24 protein-coding genes are annotated in these 21504 nt (G+C 46.7%); 23 read left to right on the top strand and 1 reads right to left on the bottom strand.

The genetic code is table 11. The features are described from left to right. The first annotated feature begins 34 nt into the window (after window positions 1-34). The 11 genes from M3080_RS00305 (at window position 35) to M3080_RS00355 (ending at window position 10608) form a co-directional block, all read left to right on the top strand. Window positions 35-760 (top strand): YebC/PmpR family DNA-binding transcriptional regulator, encoded by a 726-nt coding sequence (locus M3080_RS00305; protein ID WP_022472742.1) that lies wholly within the window; start codon window positions 35-37, stop codon window positions 758-760. A gap of 24 nt (window positions 761-784) precedes the next feature. Next, complete coding sequence (gene purD / locus M3080_RS00310) at window positions 785-2062, top strand: phosphoribosylamine--glycine ligase (RefSeq protein ID WP_249091412.1); 1278 nt, start codon at window positions 785-787, stop codon at window positions 2060-2062. A gap of 42 nt (window positions 2063-2104) precedes the next feature. Continuing rightward, window positions 2105-2713, top strand: coding sequence for a nicotinate (nicotinamide) nucleotide adenylyltransferase (nadD, locus tag M3080_RS00315; RefSeq protein ID WP_022472744.1), 609 nt, complete (start codon window positions 2105-2107; stop codon window positions 2711-2713). Window positions 2714-2753: 40 nt separating this feature from the next. Further along, entirely contained in the window at window positions 2754-3185 is a 432-nt protein-coding gene (gene rsfS / locus M3080_RS00320; RefSeq protein WP_022472745.1) for a ribosome silencing factor, read from the top strand. Window positions 3186-3236: 51 nt separating this feature from the next. Then, the gene (gene rlmH / locus M3080_RS00325) at window positions 3237-3704 is read left to right on the top strand and encodes a 23S rRNA (pseudouridine(1915)-N(3))-methyltransferase RlmH (RefSeq protein WP_249091413.1); all 468 of its coding nucleotides are present in this window, start codon (window positions 3237-3239) and stop codon (window positions 3702-3704) included. Window positions 3705-3714: 10 nt separating this feature from the next. Next, entirely contained in the window at window positions 3715-4341 is a 627-nt protein-coding gene (locus M3080_RS00330) for a Maf family protein (RefSeq protein ID WP_249091414.1), read from the top strand. 38 nt (window positions 4342-4379) lie between these two features. Next, window positions 4380-5015 (top strand): guanylate kinase, encoded by a 636-nt coding sequence (gene gmk, locus M3080_RS00335; RefSeq protein WP_022472748.1) that lies wholly within the window; start codon window positions 4380-4382, stop codon window positions 5013-5015. A gap of 38 nt (window positions 5016-5053) precedes the next feature. Continuing rightward, window positions 5054-5257: a DNA-directed RNA polymerase subunit omega gene (gene rpoZ / locus M3080_RS00340; RefSeq protein ID WP_022472749.1), complete on the top strand. Its 204-nt coding sequence runs from the start codon at window positions 5054-5056 to the stop codon at window positions 5255-5257. A 133-nt stretch (window positions 5258-5390) separates the two neighbouring features. Continuing rightward, window positions 5391-7658 carry a RelA/SpoT family protein gene (locus M3080_RS00345; protein WP_249091415.1) on the top strand — a complete coding sequence of 756 codons (2268 nt, stop codon included), beginning with the start codon at window positions 5391-5393 and terminating at the stop codon, window positions 7656-7658. A 198-nt stretch (window positions 7659-7856) separates the two neighbouring features. Further along, window positions 7857-9200 (top strand): sodium-dependent transporter, encoded by a 1344-nt coding sequence (locus M3080_RS00350; protein ID WP_022472751.1) that lies wholly within the window; start codon window positions 7857-7859, stop codon window positions 9198-9200. 73 nt (window positions 9201-9273) lie between these two features. Continuing rightward, window positions 9274-10608 carry a sodium-dependent transporter gene (locus M3080_RS00355; protein WP_249091416.1) on the top strand — a complete coding sequence of 445 codons (1335 nt, stop codon included), beginning with the start codon at window positions 9274-9276 and terminating at the stop codon, window positions 10606-10608. A gap of 51 nt (window positions 10609-10659) precedes the next feature. Here M3080_RS00355 and M3080_RS00360 read toward each other — a convergent pair whose 3' ends face one another. Continuing rightward, window positions 10660-11955, bottom strand: a complete 1296-nt coding sequence (locus M3080_RS00360; protein ID WP_249091417.1) for a CapA family protein — start codon at window positions 11953-11955, stop codon at window positions 10660-10662. Between the two features lie 324 nt (window positions 11956-12279). Between M3080_RS00360 and M3080_RS00365 the strand changes: the two genes are divergently transcribed. From M3080_RS00365 to M3080_RS00420, 12 genes are all read left to right on the top strand, one after another. Beyond that, on the top strand, window positions 12280-13266 hold the full coding sequence (locus M3080_RS00365; protein WP_249091418.1) for an ABC transporter substrate-binding protein: 987 nt from the start codon (window positions 12280-12282) through the stop codon (window positions 13264-13266). 64 nt (window positions 13267-13330) lie between these two features. Further along, window positions 13331-14212 (top strand): ABC transporter permease, encoded by an 882-nt coding sequence (locus M3080_RS00370; RefSeq protein ID WP_022472754.1) that lies wholly within the window; start codon window positions 13331-13333, stop codon window positions 14210-14212. An 18-nt stretch (window positions 14213-14230) separates the two neighbouring features. Further along, the gene (locus tag M3080_RS00375) at window positions 14231-15019 is read left to right on the top strand and encodes an ABC transporter ATP-binding protein (protein ID WP_249091419.1); all 789 of its coding nucleotides are present in this window, start codon (window positions 14231-14233) and stop codon (window positions 15017-15019) included. Between the two features lie 190 nt (window positions 15020-15209). Next, complete coding sequence (locus M3080_RS00380) at window positions 15210-16553, top strand: sodium-dependent transporter (RefSeq protein WP_249091421.1); 1344 nt, start codon at window positions 15210-15212, stop codon at window positions 16551-16553. Between the two features lie 150 nt (window positions 16554-16703). After that, entirely contained in the window at window positions 16704-18032 is a 1329-nt protein-coding gene (locus M3080_RS00385) for a sodium-dependent transporter (protein ID WP_249091423.1), read from the top strand. 247 nt (window positions 18033-18279) lie between these two features. After that, the gene (locus M3080_RS00390) at window positions 18280-18864 is read left to right on the top strand and encodes a DUF3455 domain-containing protein (RefSeq protein ID WP_249091425.1); all 585 of its coding nucleotides are present in this window, start codon (window positions 18280-18282) and stop codon (window positions 18862-18864) included. Window positions 18865-18867: 3 nt separating this feature from the next. Beyond that, complete coding sequence (locus M3080_RS00395) at window positions 18868-19263, top strand: hypothetical protein (RefSeq protein WP_249091426.1); 396 nt, start codon at window positions 18868-18870, stop codon at window positions 19261-19263. After that, window positions 19263-19574, top strand: a complete 312-nt coding sequence (locus M3080_RS00400) for a hypothetical protein (RefSeq protein WP_249091427.1) — start codon at window positions 19263-19265, stop codon at window positions 19572-19574. Before M3080_RS00395 ends, M3080_RS00400 begins: the two co-directional genes overlap by 1 nt. A gap of 215 nt (window positions 19575-19789) precedes the next feature. Next, the gene (locus M3080_RS00405) at window positions 19790-20056 is read left to right on the top strand and encodes a hypothetical protein (protein ID WP_249091428.1); all 267 of its coding nucleotides are present in this window, start codon (window positions 19790-19792) and stop codon (window positions 20054-20056) included. Then, window positions 20040-20549, top strand: coding sequence for a hypothetical protein (locus tag M3080_RS00410; protein ID WP_249091429.1), 510 nt, complete (start codon window positions 20040-20042; stop codon window positions 20547-20549). Before M3080_RS00405 ends, M3080_RS00410 begins: the two co-directional genes overlap by 17 nt. Before the next feature lie 88 nt (window positions 20550-20637). Beyond that, window positions 20638-21009 carry a hypothetical protein gene (locus tag M3080_RS00415; protein ID WP_249091430.1) on the top strand — a complete coding sequence of 124 codons (372 nt, stop codon included), beginning with the start codon at window positions 20638-20640 and terminating at the stop codon, window positions 21007-21009. Window positions 21010-21068: 59 nt separating this feature from the next. Continuing rightward, entirely contained in the window at window positions 21069-21422 is a 354-nt protein-coding gene (locus M3080_RS00420) for a hypothetical protein (protein ID WP_249091431.1), read from the top strand. The last annotated feature ends 82 nt before the right edge of the window (window positions 21423-21504 follow it).

Genomic DNA, 21504 nt, shown 5'->3' on the forward strand with positions numbered 1-21504 from the left:
AACCTGATTGATTGTTTTTGAAAGGAAATTTTCCATGTCCGGACACTCTAAATGGGCAAATATTCAACACCGTAAAGGCCGTCAAGACGCCAAGCGCTCCAACTTGTGGACTAAACTGGTCCGCGAAATCATGGTTGCCGCGCGCAACGGCGCTGACCCCGACAGCAACTCCCGTCTGCGTCTTGCTCTTTTAAAGGCCCGTGCCGGCAATGTGCCCAAGGACACCATTAAAAACGCCATCTTGAAGGGCTCCGGCCAGTTGGAAGGCGTGAAATTTGAAGAAGCCCGCTACGAAGGTTACGGCGTGGGCGGCGCGGCTTTGATCATTGATGCCGCAACAGATAACCGCACCCGTACGGTAGCTGATGTCCGCCACATCCTGAGTAAAAATGGCGGCAACCTCGGCGCAGAAGGTTCTGTTTCCTTCATGTTTAAACACTGCGGTCAATTCCTCTTCGCTCCGGGCACTGCCACTGAAGATGAAGTGATGACCGTTGCGCTTGACGCCGGAGCCGATGACGTTATCGTTGATGAAGAAGGCGGCATTGAAGTGGTTTGTGATCCCCAAGCTTTCGAAGCCGTTAACGATGCTTTCGAAAAAGCCGGGATGAAGCCTGAAATGGCTGAAGTCACAATGAAGGCTTTAAATGAAACGTCTTTAAGCGGCGAAGATGCCGAACGTATGCAACGTTTGATTGATGCTTTGGAAGACTTGGACGACGTTCAACAAGTCTACACAACAGCTGTTTTTGAAGACTAAAACTTCCCCCTTGGAGGAGCTCCCATGAAGATTCTCGTTGTCGGCAGCGGCGGTCGCGAACATGCGATTGCCTGGCGTTTGGCTCAAGACGACCGTGTGGAAACGGTTTATGTAGCCCCTGGTAATGCTGGTACAGCTTTAACGAAAAAGCTGATCAATGTACCGGAATCCGACATTGCTCGTTTGGCAGAATTTGTCAAAACCAATGACGTACGCTTCACGGTGGTTGGCCCGGAAGCTCCTCTGGCGGCAGGGATTGTCGATTATTTCAGAGCCAATGGCCTGAAGATTTTCGGACCGACAAAGGCCGCCGCTCAATTGGAAAGTTCCAAAGATTTTGCCAAGGCATTTATGAAACGTCATGGAGTGCCTACAGCAGACTACGAAACGTTTACCGATGCCGATGCTGCCCATGCCTATGTTGAAAAAAAGGGAGCACCGATCGTAATCAAAGCCGATGGCTTGGCTGCTGGCAAGGGCGTCATTGTCGCCATGGATCTCGCACAAGCCCACGAAGCGATTGACAGCATGCTTGAGGGCAACGCTTTCGGAGCGGCTGGGGCTCGAGTCGTTATCGAAGATTTCTTAAAGGGCGAAGAAGCCAGTTTTATCGTCATGGTTGACGGTCAGCACATCTTACCGATGGCTTCCAGCCAAGACCACAAACGCTTGCTTGACCACGATATGGGCCCGAATACGGGCGGTATGGGAGCCTATTCCCCCGCGCCGATCGTGACTCCTCAAATTCATGAACAAGTCATGCGGGAAATCATCCGACCGACGGTAGACGGCATGGCTGCCGATGGCATCCCCTTTACCGGATTCCTTTATGCCGGTTTAATGATCGACCGTGACAGTGAAGGCAACAGTGTCGTAAAGACCCTCGAATTTAACTGCCGTATGGGTGATCCTGAAACTCAACCCATCATGAGTCGTCTCACATCGTCCTTCGTTGACCTAATCGAAGCGGCTATCGACGGTCGTTTGGACACCGTTGAAGCTCAATGGGATAACCGGGTGGCTTTAGGCGTTGTTTGTGCCGCCAAGGGTTATCCGGAAAAGCCAGAAAAAGGCGCCCAGATCACCATGCTTCCTGCCGATGGCGACAGCCTTCATGTTTTCCATGCCGGCACGAAAAAGCAAGAGGGATTGACCGTTGTTTCCGGCGGCCGCGTCCTTTGCGTCGTTGGATTGGGACTGACCGTCAAGGAAGCCGCTCGCGTGGCCTATGATGGCGTTAAAAAAGTCCATTTTGACGGAATGCAATATCGATCCGATATCGGTTATCGGGCAATGAAGTAATGTTTCAATGGCGGGGAAGTGTTCCTTTCCCGCTTTTTCTTTATGCGGCTAGGTTTTTTCGGCGGAACCTTTAATCCTGTTCATGAGGGCCACTTGGCTTTGGCCAAAGAGGCTTTTCGGACACTTCATCTTGACCACCTCTGGTGGTTGCCTGCCACCCCTTGGCAAAAGGATAGCCGCGACCTGATGCCACCCGAAGTCAGAATCAAGCTACTTCGTCTCGCCTTAACTGACTGCAGCAGAATGTCTGTGGATACCAGAGAACTGGATCGAAAAACACTTTCTTATTCCATTGACACCGTACGAGAATTGGCTGCTGAATACCCCTACGATGATCGCTTTTACCTGATCGGTTCCGATCAATGGAATAATTTCCATACCTGGAAAGATTGGCAGAAAATTTTTGACTACGTCTCCTTGGTTGTTTTCAACCGAAATGGACAAATCGCCCATCCAGCCGAGGAAGTAGACCGCTTTATTGAGGATCGAAAAATATCCGTCACAATGCTCCCTATGCCGGCACTTGATATTGATTCAAGCCGCATTCGTCAACTCATCGCTCAGCACGATTGGTTCGACCCTTTTTTAAAGACCGCTTTGCCTGAAAAAGTATTTCAATTCCTTTGCTTAAATGAGAAAACGAAAGACTGATACAATTTCTTTTATCAGTTAAACCAATTTGAGATTTTTTATGGACATTCGTAAATTACAACGCGTTATTGTCAATGCGCTTGATGATGTCAAGGCGCAGGATATCGTTGTCTACAACACAAAACACCTCACCTCTGAATTTGAACGAGTAATCATCGCGACCGGTTCTTCAAACCGTCAGACCCGTGCGTTAGGTTATAACGTAAGCCATGAAGTCAAAGAAGCAGGCGGCGAAGTCATTGGGATGGAAGGAACCGATACCGGTGAATGGGTACTGGTCGATTGCGGCCAAGCCATTGTGCATATTTTACAGCCGGCCATGCGTGAGTACTACAACCTCGAAGAGGTTTGGGGCGGCAAAAAGGTTAACGTCAAACTGAATTCTGAAAAGAAGGAAAAGGACGAAGAAAAACCGGCTACTGCCCACAGACGCGTCGTGCGCGGAAAGACCATTAAAATCGTCGAAGACTAAACACGCATTAATGGGTAGCAGGCTGCGTGTGCAGCCTGCTCTTTTTGTATCATGAAAATTACCATTGTTGCTGTCGGACTGCGTCAACCTGCCTGGGCGGATAGCGCTGTTGAAGATTACCTCGGACGCTTCCCCAAAGATTGGGCCGTGAGCGTAAAAGCCGTCAAACCTGAACTGCGTTCCGGTCAGAGCACCGCCAATATCATGAAAACCGAAGCCGAACGCATTCGCGCGGCCATTCCTCACAATAGTCTGATTATTGCGATGGACGAACGCGGTAAAGATCTGACAACCATTGACTTCGCAAAGAAAATCCGCACCTGGAGAGATGCGGGCGAGTCGCTTTGTTTTCTCATCGGAGGCGCAGATGGTCTCGATCCGGAACTCAAGGCTCAGGCCCGAATGCTCATGAGACTGTCATCCATGACTCTGCCTCACGCGATGGCGCGAGTGATGTTGGCCGAACAAATTTATCGCGCTTTCAGCATCCTAACCAACCACCCCTACCACAGAGCTTGATACTTTAACCATGTCCGTCAATCTTTCGTTGTATCTGGCCTCGAAAAGTCCCAGACGAAAAGAAATTTTAGAGCAGCTCGGCTTTAACCCTATTGTTATAGCCAGCAATGACCATACCCTACGCAATTTTCAAGGCGACGAGGTACAACTGCCCGGAGAATCTCCGGAAGATTACGTTGTACGAATAGCCCGTGAAAAGGCTTTGATCGCCTTTGAAAAAATCCGTCGCGAAAACCGACCTATGCTGCCGCTTTTGTCGGCCGATACAACCGTTATTGTTGATCGGGATATCTTAGGCAAACCCGATAATGAACAAGAGGCCTACTCGTTTCTGGAACGTCTTTCCGGACGTGTACATGAAGTCCGCACGGCCATCTGTGTCGGAACCAGTGAAAACAATCTCAAGCAAGCTGTCAGCATCTCTGAAGTGCGCTTTAAGACCCTCAGTCACGAGGAGATTTCCGCTTACGTTCAAACCGCTCAACCCTATGACAAAGCGGGTGGCTACGGTATTCAAGGACTAGCCGGAGCGTTTATCTCGGAAATAAAAGGTTCCTACAGCGGCATTATGGGATTGCCGGTTTTCGAAACCTGTGAACTCTTAAAATCATTCAGACTTGATCTTTTTAAGCGGTAAGTTCGCTAGAATTATTAGATTAACCCAAGAGGCCACTTATGCTAGATCAAAAAGCCGGTCGTTTGTTTTTAGTCACCGCTCCTTCTGGAGCCGGAAAATCATCGCTTGTCGCAGCGCTTTTGAAAGCTGACCCGACAGTTCACTTGTCTATTTCACACACAACGCGAGCGCCACGTCCCGGAGAGGAAAACGGCAGAGAATATCACTTTGTGTCTGTGGAAGCTTTCGAAAAACTCAAAGAGGACAATGCATTTCTGGAATGGGCCTATGTTCATGGTAACTACTACGGAACCTCAAAGAAATGGATTGCCGAAGAGCTTGAAAAAGGGCACGATGTATTGCTAGAGATCGATTGGCAAGGGGCGCTGCAAGTTAAGCGGCTTTTTCCGGATGTTGTCGGTATTTTTATTTTGCCGCCTTCGGTTGACGCACTCCGAGCTCGCCTGAATAAAAGAGGAACGGATTCCGATGAGGTCATCGCCAGGCGTTTGGCAGGGGCCGGTGCCGAAATGGTGCATGCGGGAGAGTTCGACTACGTTATAATTAACGATGATTTTGATCGTGCAACGGGTGACTTGATCGCTATTGTGCGTGCATCGCGTTTAAGTTTTAAGACTCAGGCGGTGCGGGAACGTGAAACGTTCAAACATTTGGGTATTCCGCTTTTAAATTAAGTGGAATACTTGGTTATTTTCTTTTTATTGAAAAAAATATGGCTCGTGTAACTGTTGAAGATTGCTTGAAAAAGATCCCCAATCGTTTTGAATTGGTTTTAGCCGCTGCTCAGCGTGCTCGCCAATTGTCCTCCGGTGCGGTTGCCCGCGTGGATGCAAAGGATAAACCCACGGTACTCGCCTTGCGTGAGATTGCCGCCGGTGAAATCTCCAAGGATGAAATGTTCAAGCGCATTTCTTAATCCAAGAAAAAAGCGAAGTAAAGGTTAGAGCCTGACTTCGCTTTTTTGTTTTCTAAACTTCTGCTTACCGCGTTTAACTAATTATTGAAGTACGAATGCAAGCAGAGGCGAGTCAATAAAAAAGAGGTGCTGTATGGTACCGAAATACTTACAAACCGGGTCAACCGATATTCTCGCCTCGATTCGTCAGTCCGTTTTAAGGGGCGAATCGAACTCTTCTCCGTCGCCCGCTCACAAAGAAGAGCAAACAGAGCTTCCGCTTGTCACAACGACAAAAAAAGCCGGCATTGCCACGGCGGCCTCCCTCATCGAACTGTGTTCAAAGTACATGAGTCCGTCGGATCTGGAAAAAATCAAAGAAGCTTACCGATATGCCGATGACGCCCACCTGGGTCAATTCCGAAAGTCGGGCGAACCTTATATCACTCACCCGATCTCGGTCGCTTGTATTCTTGCCGAATGGCATTTGGACTGCGCGGCCATTCAGGCCGGTTTGATGCACGATGTTCTCGAAGACACTGGTCACTCAAAAAATGAAATGGCTAAAAAATTCGGCACGGTTACGGCCGAAATTGTTGATGGTGTCTCAAAACTCGATAAGCTTAAGTTTTCATCCAATGAAATTGCTCAGGCCGAAAGCTTTAAGAAGATGCTCTTGGCTATGAGCAAAGACGTGCGCGTTATTCTGGTTAAGCTGGCTGACCGTCTGCACAATCTCAGAACCCTAGGAGTCATGCGCCCGGAAAAACGCCGTCGCATTGCCAAGGAAACGCTCGACATCTATGTTCCGATGGCCCATCATTTGGGCATCAATCACGCTTTTCGTGAATTGCAGGAGTTGTGCCTGCAAAACTATTATCCCCGTCGCTATGAAGTTCTCTATAAAGAGCTGATTGCCGCTCGTAAGAATCGTCGGCCCGCCTTGGAAGAAATTCTGAATGACACCAAGCGCATGTTGGAACGCGCCAACATCAAAGGCCGCGTTTTAGGGCGAGAAAAAACGTGCTACGGAATTTACAACCAGATGCGCATCAAAAAGCTTTCCTTCTCGGAAGTTTTTGATATCTACGGTTTCAGAGTCATCGTGAGTACCCGTGAAGATTGTTATCGGACATTGGGTGCGTTACACATGATGTACAAGCCTGTTCAGTCACGCTTTAAGGACTTTATTGCCATTCCGAAAAGTAATGGATACCAAGGTTTGCACACCACCGTGATCGGCCCTCAGGGTACGCCGGTTGAATTTCAGATCCGCACCGAGAAGATGAATGACATCGCCGAGCAAGGGATCCTCACTCACTGGCTCAACCGCGGTAGCGAAAGCGATATCCAGACGCTCACCCACGCTTGGTTGCAGTCTCTGTTGGATTTGCAACAAAAGTCTTCCGACACAAGCGAGTTTTACGAAAATATTAAAGCCGATCTTTTCCCCGATCGCATTTATGTATTCACTCCGAAGGGCAAAATTATCTCTTTGCCGCAAGACTGCACACCGATTGACTTTGCCTACCAGATTCACTCGGACGTGGGCAGTCATGTTCGCGAGTGCCGAATTAACGGTCAAGTAAGAGATATCGATACAAAATTGTCCAATGGTGACATGGTGGAAATCGCAACAAGCTCGCTTTCTCACCCGGATCCCCGTTGGCTCGGATTTGTCCGAAGCGGCAAAGCTCGCGCAGAAGTCCGTCAATACCTTCGTTCACTGGATTTTGACAGTGCTGTCAAGATTGGACGCAAAGTCCTTGAAGAAGAGGCCGAAGCTGCCCATTTTTCTCTTGACAGTGTTTCCGATGAGATTTGGAACACTGTGATGAAAGAGCACGATGTTGACTCTCGCGCATCGCTCTATTCCCTTGTGGGCTCCGGCAAAGCCAGTTTCGTTGTCGTGCTGCACCGTCTGCAAGCCCTGTCCGATGAAGAACGAGAACCGGCTAAAACTGAAGATGGTATCGAAGTCGTGGTTAACGGCAAACGGCAAAGCGCTCAAATTGCTCGATGCTGTCATCCGGTCTGGGGCGATGACATTTGTGCGTTTGAACGCGCCGGACACGGCATCACGGTTCACCGGGCCTCCTGTATTCATGCTCAACAAGGCCGCAACAATAACGCGGAACGTTGGGAAGAGGCCTCTTGGACTGAAGCGACTAACCACCACTTCACGGTACCGATTGATATTAAAGTCAACGATATTCGCCCGGCCATCTTGCAGGCCACGCAAGCCGTTGCACAAGAAGGCTCGTCTATTGTCGGGATGAATATTCCGGACGACTTAAATGATCCTGAATTGCAACTTCTTGTTCAGGTAGACAATCGTATTCAACTGATGCGTGTGATGCGAAGCCTACGACAGGTCAGCAATGTCAAAGACGTTAAACGTCGTTTTGAATCCTCCTTCTAATCATTTCAAGGGCGATGGACGTAAACGTTCATCGCCTTTTTCTGACCAATCCTATCCGTTGCTTTTCGTTGAACTGAAAACAAAATCAGTCTAGTAAAAAGCGCCTAGATGAAATTCGTTTTCATTTGACCACTCCACTAAAATGGGTGATCTGCAATCATTCCCTCAGAAATCAGATTGAGAAAAAAAGGAAAAACGATGGCATCAGACAACAGCATTGCCGACACCGTTTGGAGTTCCCGTCTCGGATTCATTCTTGCCTCTGCCAGTTCCGCCATTGGCTTAGGCGCCATATGGAAATTCCCTTTTTGGGCCGGCACTAACGGCGGAGCTGCTTTTATTGTCCCCTTTTTAGTTTTCACCTTTACGATCGGCATCGTTTTGGTCATGGCCGAATGTGCCATGGGGCGAGCAGGCAGAGGTTCTGCCGTTCATGCGTTAAAGAAAGTAGGCGGTCCCTTTTTTGGCATTGTCGGCGGTATCGCTGTCTTAAATGCCTACATTATTTTGACCTATTACTCCGTCATCGGCGGTTGGTGCGTTTCCTATTTATTTGATTCTTTTGCCGGCAATGTTGTCAATGGCGACCCGAAAATTCTCTCTGATCATTTCAAAGCATTGGTAGGCAACGGAACGGTAAACGTTTTTTTCATGTTCCTATACCTGACGGCAACTTGTGCCGTGGTCGCCTTGGGGGTTGAAAAAGGTATTGAAAAAATTGCTAAATACCTTATGCCACTTTTGTTTATCCTGATGATTTTCATCATCATCCGATCCTTAATGATGCCTGGCTCTTGGGAGGGCATGCAGTTCCTATTTTCGTTTAACTGGGAACAAGTCAGCGGAGCCACGATCCTAAACGCCATGGGATTTACCTTCTTTTCGCTGTCTCTGGGCGCGGGCATCATGGTGACTTACGGTTCCTACCTGAGTTCTCATACTGACATCCCGGGCTCTTCCGTATGGGTAGCGTTTTTATCCACCCAAGCCGCGCTTTTAGCTGGTGTCATGATTATTCCCGCGGTTTTTGCCTTCGGCATGGATCCGGCCGCCGGAACCGGTTTGGTATTTATCACGATTCCGATGATTTTTGAGCATATGCCAATGGCTGATGTGCTGGCGGCCGCTTTTTATGTCTGCCTCTTCATTGCAGCTATTACAAGCTCCGTGTCCTTGCTGGAAGTTGTTGTTGCTTACCTTATCAACGAATGGGGCATGCGCAGGCGGGCGGCAACGGCGTTATGCTGGATCACACTTTTCATTTTCGCAAGCCTTCAAGCGCTTTCATTTAGCTCTTTCTCATGGGTTGAAATCAACGGAATGTCTCTTTTTGATTTCTCCGACTACGTCTGCTCCAACATTCTGATGCCGCTCGGTGGTCTCAGTATTGCAACCTTAGCCGGATGGAAGGCTTGGCCCGTTATGAAGCAACAGATGCTTGCCATTCGTCATCATTCGGTTCTGACAATCGGCTGGATACGACTGACGATTTCTTTGTTGGCTCCGGCACTGGTTGTCATTGTTTTGATTTCGGGCATTTAGGCTACAATTAAGACATCATTCTGAAGCGCCCGAGCCGAGGATGGCCGGGCGCGTTTTCATAGGTTCATGTGTCATGAGTGATCGTTCTACGTGGGGTTCTCGATTAGGTTTTGTGCTTGCAAGTGCCGGAGCGGCCGTAGGGTTGGGGGCAATTTGGAAATTCCCCTATCTCGTAGGCTCTAACGGTGGCTCCGCTTTCTTATTCCCCTTTATTGTGCTGACATTCACAATCGGTCTGGTGCTGCTGATTGCGGAATTGACCGTTGGTCGTGCCGGGGCTGGTTGCATTGTCACGGCTTTCAGAAAATTAGGTGGCAAAAATTGGGGGCGTGCCGGTTATTTGGGCGTCATTACAGGCTTTTTGATTCTTAGCTTTTATTCTGCCATCGGCGGTTGGACAATCGCGTATTTCGTCAACGCTTGTTTAGGCGCCGGACTCGTCGCCGATCAAGCTCAACTGGGGGCTCACTTTGCATCGATATCGGGTGATCCGGAATTGGCCATCGGCTATCAGGCACTCTTTTTAATTATTACAGCTTGGGTGGTCGCCTATGGTGTGAGCAGCGGTATTGAGCGGCTATCTAAAGTTCTCATGCCACTGTTATTCATTTTGATGTTGATCATTATCGTGCGCTCGCTTTTTTTACCGGGCGCATTCCAAGGCATTGAGTATCTTTTCAGTTGGAATCCTCAAGCCTTCACCTTCGATGCCCTGCTTTCGACCATGGGCTTTACTTTCTTCTCTTTGTGCTTGGGCAGCGGCTGCATGCTTACTTACGGCAGTTATTTGGACAGTAAAGTCGATCTGATTGGCTCGTCCGCTTGGATTGCTTTTTTAACCATCATCAGCTCCTTACTTGGTGCCCTGATGGTTATGCCGGCGGTTTTTGCTTTCGGATTGGATCCCAGTGCAGGTCCCGGTCTGACCTTTGTCACCATGCCGGCTATTTTTGCTCAGATGCCCTTTGGTAATTTCTTTGCCATCACTTTTTATGCCTGCTTATTAGTGGCAGCCATCACCAGTTCCGTTTCAATGCTCGAAATTGATGTAGCCTTCCTGCATGACGAGTGGAAATGGAGCCGTCCTAAAGCCGTGGTCGTCACAACAGTTGGCCTAATGATTGTCGGCTCTTTCAGCGCCCTTTCATTTGGTCCACTCGCAGATACCAAGTGGCTGGGAAAGACGTTTTTTGACTGGATCGATTATTTGACGAGCAACATCAGCTTACCGATTGGCGGCTTAATGATCGCTGTGCTTTCCAGTTGGATCGCATGGTCTCAAATCAAGCCTTTCATTTCTGGGGATAAGTCACATCTGCACAGCGAAGCGACCTACTCAATTTTGCGCTGGAGCATCGCTATTTTTGCACCTATCCTCGTCATCACGGTTCTTATTTCCGGAATTTAGCTTTGCCTTCATTGGCCGGTGGGAAAAATACCGGCCAATGAAACGCCTCTTTTATTTCAACTCTACGGTGCCAATTCCGTTTTCAATCTTTATTTTTGTTCCCAGTTTTTCACTCAACAGTCTGATCTTTTCCAATGTTTCGTTGGATCCTGACAAACGCGGCCAACCACGCTGAGCTCTGCTCGAGTGCTGTCCCAACTCAATCGGATACAACTTCACATTTTGAAGTTCTCCATTTTCTAATGTCCATGAGGCAGCAAATGCATTCCAAATATCAGGCATAACAGGATAACCAACCGTACCGTTTTTGCTTCGATTATCCATATATTCACCAACTCTCGTATCCTGGGAAAGATGCATTTTGACAAATGCATCATAAGGCTGAGAAGCAATGGTTTCTGTCTGGAAAAGGAAGTTTCCTAGACTGTGAAAAATGACACCCCCATGATAAGCCTCCACGCCTCGCAACATATGAGGTCCATGTCCGATAACAACACTGGCCCCGGCGTCAATCGCTTTATGAGAAATCGTTGAAATAAATTCCGGAATACTAAAAAAGTCCTTCCCAACCATTTCGTGAGTGTGAAGACTAAATAGAACAATATCGGCCTGTCTTTTTGCCTCTTGAATCTCATCCAAAATACGTTCTTCATCAATAGGATCAGGTATCGTTTCCACAAAATTTTGACTGTCCAATACAAAGCGGTAAGTCCCGAAACAAGCTATATTTTTGGGAAGCGGCGCGGCGTAACCTAACTCAATTGTCAGTTCCTGATAATCGTTAATATGCAATAGCTTCGCCATGCGATAAACTATTTCGAAAGTCTCACGATCGACGTGGTAAATCGTCTTATAGCGAAGCGGATTGAGGCCCGGTCGTCCCTTCATTCTGAAGCCTTGACCGCCTGCGATAGCTGCCGGATCCAAATTAGAGGTTGCTCCAATTAGGGCGACACGTGCCTGAGGTGTCTCCAAATAACATGCTTTGCTTGCCTCTTGCAATGTCGCTCCGGTTCCGGCAAAGACCATATTGCGTTCTTTCAAATGTCTAATCGTTGCTAAAACACCCAACTGCCCGAAATCACCCGAGTGATTATTGGCCGTATTGAAAAGATTAAAACCATAACGTTTCATATCATCGAGCATTGCAGGCTCGCTCACAGCCCAGGTACCGCCACTGGCTGCAGCCGGAAAGGCTTCATCGTCATGAAAAGTCATCTCCAAATTTGTGAAACGGACATCATGCTTTTCAATAAGTGTTTTTAAATCTTCAAAACCAGAATAACCTTTATCAGGAATTCTACGAGTAATAAAACTATCTCCCGTTGCAATAAATGTTGTGCGCATTCTTGAATCTCCGTTTTCGTTAACAGGATCATTATCACGGACTTTTATGAGTGCCCGATCAGGATTAATCCCTGAGAGCGCTATCAGTTATCTGACTTGGATTTTTCCAAAATAAATAAACATCCTTAGGTCTTTCGTATTCAAAAACAGATTCAGAACACAATCGTGATAACATGACCTGAAGCGGTCACCTTACAAAGGGTGGTAGGCCGCGCCTAAAGCCGATTAAATAAAACCGTCGGCTTACCGAAGAAATCGGACTGCGCTCCCTTTACTGTCTGACTATTTTTCGCGCAGGACCGAACCTAAAACAAAGGATAGGCTATGAAAATCAGGAAAGTTGCCCTTGCCGCCGTTATTACGGCAAGTCTTATCGCTTTATCGGGTTGCGGAGAAGAAAAAAGTGCTCCGGCTGACCAGTCAAAAACTTCCACGACCGTGGGTCTTGTTCAGTTAGTTGAACACCCTGCTCTTGATGAAGCCAATCGCGGAATTGTTGATGCCGTTAAAGCTCGCGGATTAAATGTGGAATTTGACCAACAAAACGCTCAAGCTGATCAATCCAACCTCGGCAATATCGCCCAGCGTTTTGTCACTCAAAAATATCCCCTGATTTTTGCCATCGCTACCCCCGCAGCCCAAGTCGTCGCCAATGCTACGGATAAAACGCCGATTGTCGCGACAGCGGTTACTGATTTTGAGGTAGCTAAACTCGTTAAATCTAACCAAAAGCCCGATACGAATGTGACAGGTTCTTCTGATTTGAACCCCGTGGCTGCACAAGTCAAACTGATGCTTGAATTGGTTCCCGATGCCAAGCGTATCGGCACAATCTACAACAGCTCGGAAATTAACTCTCAATTTCAGGCAAAAATTCTAAAAGAAGAAGTCCAAAAGCGTGGCCTTACGTTGGTGGAACTGACTGTTTCCTCCGTGAATGATGTCCAGCAAACAGCTCAGAGCATGCTCGACAAAGTCGATGTCATTTATGTGCCGACTGACAACATTATTGCTTCGGCCATGCCCGTTCTCACCAAAATCACAACGCCTGCCGGTATCGGCATCATCACGGGTGAAGAAGGTATGCTAAAGGGTGGCGGCCTGGCAACGGTCGGCGTGGATTACTACAATCTCGGCCGCATTGCGGGCGATATGGGTGCTGACATATTGCAAGGCAAGGCTCAGCCGCAAAACATGGCCATTCGTTTCCAAACAGAATTTAAGGCCAAAATCAACGCATCCGTAGCAGAAAAACTCGGCGTCAAAATTCCGGACTCTCTCGCGAAGAACGCAGAGTTGGTTCGTTACTAATTCGATTGAATATTTATATCCCCGTTGCTCTTTGTAGAACAACGGGGTGTTTGACACAGAGAAAATGATTGATATTTTGATACCTACCGTCGCGCAAGGTCTTTTGTGGGCGCTCTTGGCTCTAGGTGTATACATAACCTTTCGCGTTCTTGATATTGCAGATTTGTCGGTTGAAGGAAGCTTTCCGCTCGGAGCTGCCGTTGCGGCGACTGCGCTTGTCAACGGCTACGGCATGCTCATTGCCTTTTTTCTAGCTGCCATCGCGGGAGCACTGGCCGGTATCGTAACGGGCTTTTTCACAACGCGACTGAAAATCCCCGCCCTTTTAGCCGGGATTCTTACCATGATTGGCCTTTACTCCGTCAACCTGCACGTAATGGGGAAGGCCAATGTTGCGCTGCTGCGCGTCGATACCATCTTCTCCTATGCAGAATCTTTCGGAATGAGCGCAACGGTTGCCATGCTGACCGTGGGCGTTGTTGCTGCTGTGTTCATTGGTTGTCTTATGTACTGGTTTTTTGGTACAGAAATTGGCACAGCAATCCGTGCGACAGGGTGCAATTCCCAGATGGCCCGCGCACAGGGTGTCAACACCAATCGAATGATTGTTTTAGGCTTATTAATCAGTAACGCTTTAGTCGCGCTCTCCGGGGCTCTCGTCGCGCAATCCAACGGTTTTGCCGATGTCGGCATGGGTACTGGCACCATCGTTATTGGTTTAGCCTCTGTCATTATTGGGGAAGTGCTTTTCGGGACAAAGAGCTTTAAGAATTGTCTCATCTCCGTTATTTTAGGCTCCATTGTTTACCGCTTAGTCATCGCCGTTGTCTTGCAACTGGGGATGCCGCCCAATGATCTGAAACTTTTTACCGCACTGCTTGTGGCTTTAGCTCTGTCCATGCCTTTAATTCGAGAAAAATGGCGCGAACGGCAACGCCGTGCCTAACACCACTTGGAGAGGTTCATGCTTACGATCGACAACATTCACAAAACGTTTTTTCCAGGCAGTGTTAATGAAAAACGCGCTTTGCAGGGAGTTTCTCTAACTCTACAAGACGGCGATTTTGCCACAGTCATCGGATCAAACGGCGCTGGGAAATCAACGTTATTAAACGCTATTGCCGGTGCTTTTTATATTGATCAGGGACAAATTCGAATTGATGACATTGATGTCACCCGGATGCCCGAACATGAGCGGGCCCAATATATCGGCCGAGTTTTCCAAGACCCCATGAAAGGCACCGCCAGCAAAATGATGATTGAGGAAAATTTGGCGCTTGCATCATGGAGAGGGAAAAAACTCGGACTTCGGTGGAGTTTTCAAACTCAAAGAACAGCTCAATTTAAAGAAGCACTCAAGGAGCTGGGATTGGGTCTGGAAGATCGCATGAGTGCCCATGTCGGCTTGCTCTCCGGCGGTCAAAGACAGGCTCTGACGCTTTTGATGGCAACGCTTGTCAAACCCAGACTTTTGCTGCTGGATGAACATACGGCAGCGCTTGACCCCAAAACGGCAGAAAAAGTACTCCAATTGACAGAACGATTGGTGAAGGCAGACCACCTCACCACCCTCATGATCACGCACAATATGCGTGATGCCCTTCGTTTTGGCAACCGTCTGATCATGATGCATCAAGGCCGCATTGTGGTGGATGTGAAAGAAGAAGAAAAATCAAAGTTAACGGTTCCAGATCTACTGGCCCTTTTTGAAAAGGGTACCGGTGTCGTAACGGACGAGATGTTATTGTCTTAACTGGGTTCAGAAGCCGAAAAAACAAATGAGTTTTTTCGGCTTATTCGCAAAAATAGCCTTTTGTACCAAGTTTTCTTTCGCTCTTTGTCCTAGAATAGCCAACTGATTATTTAAAAAAGCTTGATGGCTCATTTTTAACTGACGGGATACCGACACTTGCCATCTCATGCTACTTACAAGGAACAAAGCGATGACGACTTCTTCAGAGCGTTCCGTTTGGGGGACGCGTTTAGGATTTATTTTAGCCAGTGCCGGTTCAGCTGTCGGATTGGGAGCCATTTGGAAATTTCCTTATATGGCCGGTACTAACGGCGGATCCGCATTTATTCTTCCCTACATTGTTTTGACCATTGCCATCGGTTTTATTGTTTTAATGATCGAAATGGCTTTAGGTCGTGCATCTCGTGGCGGTGCCGCCCATGCATTAAGACTCTTCGGCGGTCCCTTCTGGGGAGGCGTTGGAAAAATCAGCGTATTGACCGGTTTTTTAATCCTGTCCTTTTATCAAGTGATTGGCGGTTGGTGTCTAAACTATCTCTTTGATGCCTGTATCGGTCAAGGACTCATAACCGACACCGCCATGCTGGGTAGCCACTTTGATAACTTTGTCACCGATGGCCCGCGGGCTGTTTTCATGCAGCTGGCCTTTTTGACACTAACGGCTGGCGTCATCGTCTTTGGGGTTGAAAAAGGTATTGAACGCATCTCTAAACTTTTAATGCCGACCCTCTTCATTCTTATGCTTTGCCTGATTGTGAGAGGACTGACGTTGCCTCACGCTTGGGACGGGGTCGAATTTATGTTCAAGTTTGATCCCGAAGCGTTCAACGGTTCCTCCCTTTTAAATGCCATGGGCTTTGCCTTTTTCTCCCTTTCATTGGGTTCAGGCTCCATGATGAATTACGGTTCCTACTTGTCCGACAAAGTCAACCTTCCGACTTCGGTTGCCTGGATCTCCTTTTTAGCGGTTCTCGCCTCTATATTGGGAGGATTGATGATCATGCCGGCTGTTTTTGCGTTCAGTTTGGACCCGGCGGCTGGCCCAGGTTTGACTTTTGTCACGATGCCTGCGGTGTTTGCCCAATTGCCCTTTGGTCAAGGCTTTGCTATCCTCTTTTACATCTGCTTGGTGGTGGCGGCACTCACAAGTGCAATTAGCATCCTGGAGATGAGCGTGCAGTTTCTTGTTGATGAATGCCACGTCTCGAGAAGAAACAGCATTATGCTCAATACGATTGCCTTGTCCGTTTTAGGCGTTGTCTGTGCGTTAAGTTTCGGAGCATTGTCCGGTTACAAATTGGCAGGTAAAACATTCTTTGATCTGCTTGACTTTCTGACCAGCAACGTCGGTATGCCGATCGGAGCAATGGGTATCGCAATCGTTGGGGGCTATCTGGTATGGCCGGTGATGAAGAAACAACTCACTCTCACCTCTCCCATGAATGACAAAGTTTTAGTAACGACACATTTCTTGATTCGATTTATCGTGCCCTGCGTCATTGTTGTGATCGCGGGCGCAGGGCTTTTCAGTTAAATTCCTCATCTTGCCAGGGAGGATGGTTTTTACTGTCCTCCTAACAGAGGAAGATCAATAAATCCTGTTTCCGTTAGTTTCAGAAAGCATTGCGGAAAAAGAATTTCTAAAAAAATAAGCTTTCTTATACAAAGCAAAAGGTATATGACTATGTCTTCTCGTGATTTATGGACTTCACGCTTGGGTTTTATTCTTGCCAGTGCTGGTGCTGCGGTCGGCTTAGGTGCTATTTGGAAATTCCCTTATATGGCAGGCACCAACGGCGGCTCGGCCTTCATCATTCCTTACATTCTGTTTTGCTTTACGCTCGGGATGTTCTTACTGCTAGCTGAAATGGTTGTCGGACGTGCCGGTCGAGCTGCTTCCATCAATAGCATGATTCGTGTCGGCAAATCCAAATTTTGGGGTATTTTCGGTACAGTCGGTATTGCCACCGGTTTTCTAATTTTGACTTTTTATTCAACAATCGGTGGTTGGTGCGTAGCCTATGCCGTTGATGCCGCCATGGGCAATGGCATTATCACTGACCTGTCTCAATTGGGTACTCACTTTAACAATTTTGCCAGTGACCCCGTTCTCGGCATCTTCTACCAAATCGTCTTTATGATCATGACCGCCGGTGTCGTTATTTTCGGCGTTCAAGCCGGTATTGAACGTTTGGCTAAATATCTGATGCCGACTCTTTTTATCCTGATGATCGTATTGATTATCCGTGGTCTCACATTACCCGGCGCTTGGCAAGGCGTGGAATTCATGTTCAGCTTCAACTGGGATGAGTTCAATGCCGACTCCCTATTCAACGCAATGGGTTTCTGCTTCTTCTCCCTGTCTGTGGGTGCCGGTACTTTGATTGTTTATGCCTCGTATCTTTCAGAAGACGCCAATCTTCCTCATTCAACAGCGTGGGTAGCCTTCCTGGGTATTTTGGCTGCACTTTTAGGCGGCTTGATGGTTATGCCGCCGGTATTTGCTTTTGGTCTTGAACCCACCGCGGGCCCCGGTCTGACCTTTGTCACCATGCCCGCTGTTTTTGCCCATATGCCTTTTGGTACATTCTTTGCCGTTCTCTTTTATATCTGCTTGATTGTGGCAGCGATCACCAGCTCTGTGAGTATTTTTGAAGCTGTCGTTGCTGCAATGGGAGATCTGCACGTTTCCCGTCGTACAGCCGTTCCCGTTGCTTTTATTTCGATTATGATCATCGGGGTGTTCTGCACAATGTCTTTCGGCCCTCTGGCAGACTTTAAGATTTTCGGCAAAACGGTCTTTGACTTGCTCGACTACCTCACCAGTAACGTTGGTATGCCGTTAACGGCGTTGGGATTGGCTATTGTTGCCGCTTGGGTTAACTGGCCGGAAACCCGCAAACAGCTAACCGCTTCCTGCCCGCTATCTTCGGCAACACTGACAGCCATTCGATTAGGCATCGGCATTATTTCACCGATTGTGATTATTACTGTCGTTGCCAGAAGTATCTAATCTTTGTTTTTTCGGGCCGCCATCAAGGCGGCCTTTTTTAGGCAACAAAAAAGCAACCCAGAAGGTTGCTCATTGGAAAAGTGGCGTCCCACGGGCCTCAAAACAGCCCCTTAAAACATGGGCGTATTCAAACTCTTAGAAAATTACCCACCATCTAACCCACCAAAAAATACTTTATTGACGAATTAGAATGGGTTAGAGACGTATTTTTTGTGAAATTTCAACGAGCATACAGCCAGGCACGATAATGTCACGACCAGTTTATCAAAAAGCCTTAAAAATAGGCTTTATTTTAGGTAGTCTAGCGACAATAGTAGGTTGCACTGCTGTCCCGTCTGCCAATCGTTTCCCTGACCAATGGGGGCTTAGTCCTGGACAACTCGAACATTCGTCATCTTTCTATGCCAAAGGTTACCAACAATTTAAATGTGCTGTTGATGATCAAGGCTACTATTGGCAGCACGTTAAGACAGAAGCTAACTTATATAGTCTGCTTTCTGAAATTCTTTTAATCATGACTGACGATGTTCCTGTTTCGGCAAAGTTGATTGCTCGTTCGGGAACTAAACAGGTTTTTACACACGTGGACGGCTCTTCAGTCCGAACAACAAGAATCATTTACAACACTCCCTCAAAAAACAAAAATAACGATATCCCTCAACTATTTATGTCCGCTAAGTCATCTTCTTCTGGAGGACGAGCTTTTGACTCAGTCAAAACTATTTTTAGAACTGAAACAGAAGGCGGCATGCCTAACAGAGCCTGTGGCGCATCTTCATTAGGTCAGTTTCATAAGTCAACATTTAGTGCCGTTTACACATTTCGGAAGTAACCTATGGCAATCAAAAGATCTAGAAAGCTAAGCTCAACTACTCGAGTTAATTACGACTCTAAAGGAAGAATTACGAGTTATACATACGGGAAAAGAGGACAAACTAGAAACATCAAAACAGACAGCCACCCTGTTAAACGCGCTAGACAAAAGAAAATAAGCAAAGATGGGGTTAAAGCTATGCTCCTCATTATGCTTATTGGTGGAGTGATGTGGGTAATCGGTTTAATAGCAGTGGGCGTTCAAATTTCTATTGCAGCAATCAGTAATTTCTTTTCTGGAGATGAAGACGTTAAAGTCACTGAACAAATCAAAGAAACTCCAAAAGCCCCTGAACCACCTAAAGCGCAAACCTCAGATGTAAAGCAATCTCGTTCTGTTAGAGGTCAGGTTTTTTAATGAAGATTCTTTCTGTCCTTTGGAAAATTTTTTTATTACCAGGGAAGTTCATTCTCTGGGATCGTTATATGCACCCTCCCAAAGGGAAAATTTTTCAAACAGGCCGCCAAAGGAGAAGTCTTTTCCATCAAATTCTTTTTTCCTTGTTTGGATGGTGGGTAATCATTGCTTTACTAGCAGAAACCCTCGCAGGTCTTGCTGCAGACTCTAAACAAGAAGTTCAGCGTAGAGTTACGCCAAACTCTCAAACACAGCAATCACAAAATGTAACGCCCAGTCCGTCAACTAGTGTAAGACAACAGGTGTTCTAACTATGTACAAATTAATCTCTAATATCTTAGCTTTTTGCTTCATTGTCGTTTGCTTCATAAAAGGAGAGTTTCTTATTGGAGCGCTTTTAGTGACCTTGTGCTGTATGTTTTATTTTCGCAGAAGACCAACCTTCCCCGATATGAAAGAAAATGAAACAATCAGAGAGTACAGGCAAAGAAAAGCAGAAGAACACTACTCTCAATCTATTTTGGAAATGAGACATAAATTAGAGGAGGACACAATACCCCTGATTCAAAGGTATGGCGCTCGTCATGTAAAAGAAGTTCTAGACCATATTCACAAGGGCGAACTCTGGTGCGGCGCACATAAAGAAGAAGTAGAACGAATTTTGGGAGAGCCCTACGAAATCCAATACAAGGATTACACAGAGGACTGGTGTTACGAACCCAGTAAAAATGCAAAGCGATTCGGAAAGCGCATTAAGTTTAAAGGAGATCGGGTTCATGATTTCAGAATCTAGACCTTATGGTTACTACTCTTTACTACATACTCCCAGAGATGCCAACAAACAGTATTTGGCCTTAGCCTACATTGCACGCTATGAATCAATCAAATATGAGCACGGCGATGGCACACTTGAAGAATTAGAAAAAGCTATCTCTATTTTGGGAGATGATGCCTCAAGAAAATCTTATGACCTTCAGTTAGAAGCGGCATTAAAACAAAAAGCCGCAGAAAACGAAGAATTCTTAAAGAATAAGCCTGAGGTACTAAAGCAGGAGCAAGCTCACAGAAAAAGTTGGGTTATTTTTGATTTTATTGTTCTGGGAATCTTTATTTTTACGATGATTTCTCAGTTCGATCCTGCTCCTAATTCCCATAAAACCGAAAGTCAAACTTTTTACTCTTCACAGGAAAGAGCTTCACAAACTACTACGGATAAGTCAGAGTCAAAAACAACCCAAAAAGCAGAAAAACTTGGTAGTCGTTCTGTCAGAAATCAAGTGTTCTAATACAGGCTGACGACTTTCTTTTATACCTTGACAGAAATACTTAGGGGGAGGGTAAGCTGGGGGAGCGTTTATCTTTTCGGAGAATACAATGAAAAAAGTTTTACTCTCTCTGTCAGTTCTAGCTTCAATCTCATTTTTGAGCGGTTGCGCGACATCAACAGGAAAACCAGTTGAAGTTGTTGATGCTGATCATTCCGCTGGTACAGTAGAAATCGGCTATGTTCATGCTGCAAATATTCCCCTAATGGATGATGGAGAAAATGCACGTTGGGATATGGCCATTGCCTTAGCAGATGAAGTCTGTAAAAGATGGGGATATAAATGCGCAGATGAATTAACTCCCATGCCAGAACCGAAGGCAGAAAAAATGCCTACGTTTTTTTACTCAATTAAAAAATATATGTGCTTAGACAAAAATTGCCCCGCTCCTAAGTCTACGATTACTGAGCTAAAGAAATAATGTTCAGAAACATTGTTTTTATTTCCATCGTGTCGTTAGTGGTTGCTGGTTGTAGCTCAATGTTTCCGCAACCACTAACGACAGGTTCTGCGCCTGTTCCTCCCTCTGTTTTTAAAAAACAGATGAGAAAGCTTGCCCTCAACGAATTAAAAGGGAATTACAGAAGTTCTAGTGCCACGAATTTCATTATCGAAATTCCCTGTATTCGTTTGGAAGACCATAGCAAATTGAGTTGCATGCGTTACATGATGGAAATGGGCGGTGACGAGAAATGGGAAGGACCTTATCTATCAGTAAAAATGTTTGCAATGGAAACAATCTTCGATCAAACTCAATTCGGGATTGAGATGAGAATGTGTGCTAGAGACAGACAAGGCGGAGAGCATTGCCGACATCGTGTTTATAAGTACTAGCAAGACCTTGCGGAGCACCTTCAAGAAAGAGGTTGGTAATTAGTCTATGGGGTTGCCATAGCTCTAATTACCACCTCTCAAT

The sequence above is a fragment of the Parasutterella secunda genome (assembly GCF_023336895.1).
In the GTDB taxonomy this organism is placed as follows: domain Bacteria; phylum Pseudomonadota; class Gammaproteobacteria; order Burkholderiales; family Burkholderiaceae_F; genus Aphodousia; species Aphodousia faecalis.

Excerpts from the sequence above, each read along its gene's own strand:
- M3080_RS00365 (WP_249091418.1), top strand. The coding sequence starts at position 12,280 with ATGAAAATCAGGAAAGTTGCCCTTGCCGCCGTTATTACGGCAAGTCTT.
- M3080_RS00350 (WP_022472751.1), top strand. The coding sequence starts at position 7,857 with ATGGCATCAGACAACAGCATTGCCGACACCGTTTGGAGTTCCCGTCTC.
- M3080_RS00405 (WP_249091428.1), top strand. The coding sequence starts at position 19,790 with ATGAGACATAAATTAGAGGAGGACACAATACCCCTGATTCAAAGGTAT.
- rlmH (WP_249091413.1), top strand. The coding sequence starts at position 3,237 with ATGAAAATTACCATTGTTGCTGTCGGACTGCGTCAACCTGCCTGGGCG.
- rpoZ (WP_022472749.1), top strand. The coding sequence starts at position 5,054 with ATGGCTCGTGTAACTGTTGAAGATTGCTTGAAAAAGATCCCCAATCGT.
- purD (WP_249091412.1), top strand. The coding sequence starts at position 785 with ATGAAGATTCTCGTTGTCGGCAGCGGCGGTCGCGAACATGCGATTGCC.
- M3080_RS00400 (WP_249091427.1), top strand. The coding sequence starts at position 19,263 with ATGAAGATTCTTTCTGTCCTTTGGAAAATTTTTTTATTACCAGGGAAG.
- M3080_RS00375 (WP_249091419.1), top strand. The coding sequence starts at position 14,231 with ATGCTTACGATCGACAACATTCACAAAACGTTTTTTCCAGGCAGTGTT.
- M3080_RS00345 (WP_249091415.1), top strand. The coding sequence starts at position 5,391 with ATGGTACCGAAATACTTACAAACCGGGTCAACCGATATTCTCGCCTCG.
- M3080_RS00380 (WP_249091421.1), top strand. The coding sequence starts at position 15,210 with ATGACGACTTCTTCAGAGCGTTCCGTTTGGGGGACGCGTTTAGGATTT.
- rsfS (WP_022472745.1), top strand. The coding sequence starts at position 2,754 with ATGGACATTCGTAAATTACAACGCGTTATTGTCAATGCGCTTGATGAT.
- gmk (WP_022472748.1), top strand. The coding sequence starts at position 4,380 with ATGCTAGATCAAAAAGCCGGTCGTTTGTTTTTAGTCACCGCTCCTTCT.
- M3080_RS00360 (WP_249091417.1), bottom strand. The coding sequence starts at position 11,955 with ATGCGCACAACATTTATTGCAACGGGAGATAGTTTTATTACTCGTAGA.
- nadD (WP_022472744.1), top strand. The coding sequence starts at position 2,105 with ATGCGGCTAGGTTTTTTCGGCGGAACCTTTAATCCTGTTCATGAGGGC.
- M3080_RS00390 (WP_249091425.1), top strand. The coding sequence starts at position 18,280 with ATGTCACGACCAGTTTATCAAAAAGCCTTAAAAATAGGCTTTATTTTA.
- M3080_RS00355 (WP_249091416.1), top strand. The coding sequence starts at position 9,274 with ATGAGTGATCGTTCTACGTGGGGTTCTCGATTAGGTTTTGTGCTTGCA.
- M3080_RS00370 (WP_022472754.1), top strand. The coding sequence starts at position 13,331 with ATGATTGATATTTTGATACCTACCGTCGCGCAAGGTCTTTTGTGGGCG.
- M3080_RS00395 (WP_249091426.1), top strand. The coding sequence starts at position 18,868 with ATGGCAATCAAAAGATCTAGAAAGCTAAGCTCAACTACTCGAGTTAAT.
- M3080_RS00410 (WP_249091429.1), top strand. The coding sequence starts at position 20,040 with ATGATTTCAGAATCTAGACCTTATGGTTACTACTCTTTACTACATACT.
- M3080_RS00420 (WP_249091431.1), top strand. The coding sequence starts at position 21,069 with ATGTTTCCGCAACCACTAACGACAGGTTCTGCGCCTGTTCCTCCCTCT.
- M3080_RS00385 (WP_249091423.1), top strand. The coding sequence starts at position 16,704 with ATGTCTTCTCGTGATTTATGGACTTCACGCTTGGGTTTTATTCTTGCC.
- M3080_RS00305 (WP_022472742.1), top strand. The coding sequence starts at position 35 with ATGTCCGGACACTCTAAATGGGCAAATATTCAACACCGTAAAGGCCGT.
- M3080_RS00330 (WP_249091414.1), top strand. The coding sequence starts at position 3,715 with ATGTCCGTCAATCTTTCGTTGTATCTGGCCTCGAAAAGTCCCAGACGA.
- M3080_RS00415 (WP_249091430.1), top strand. The coding sequence starts at position 20,638 with ATGAAAAAAGTTTTACTCTCTCTGTCAGTTCTAGCTTCAATCTCATTT.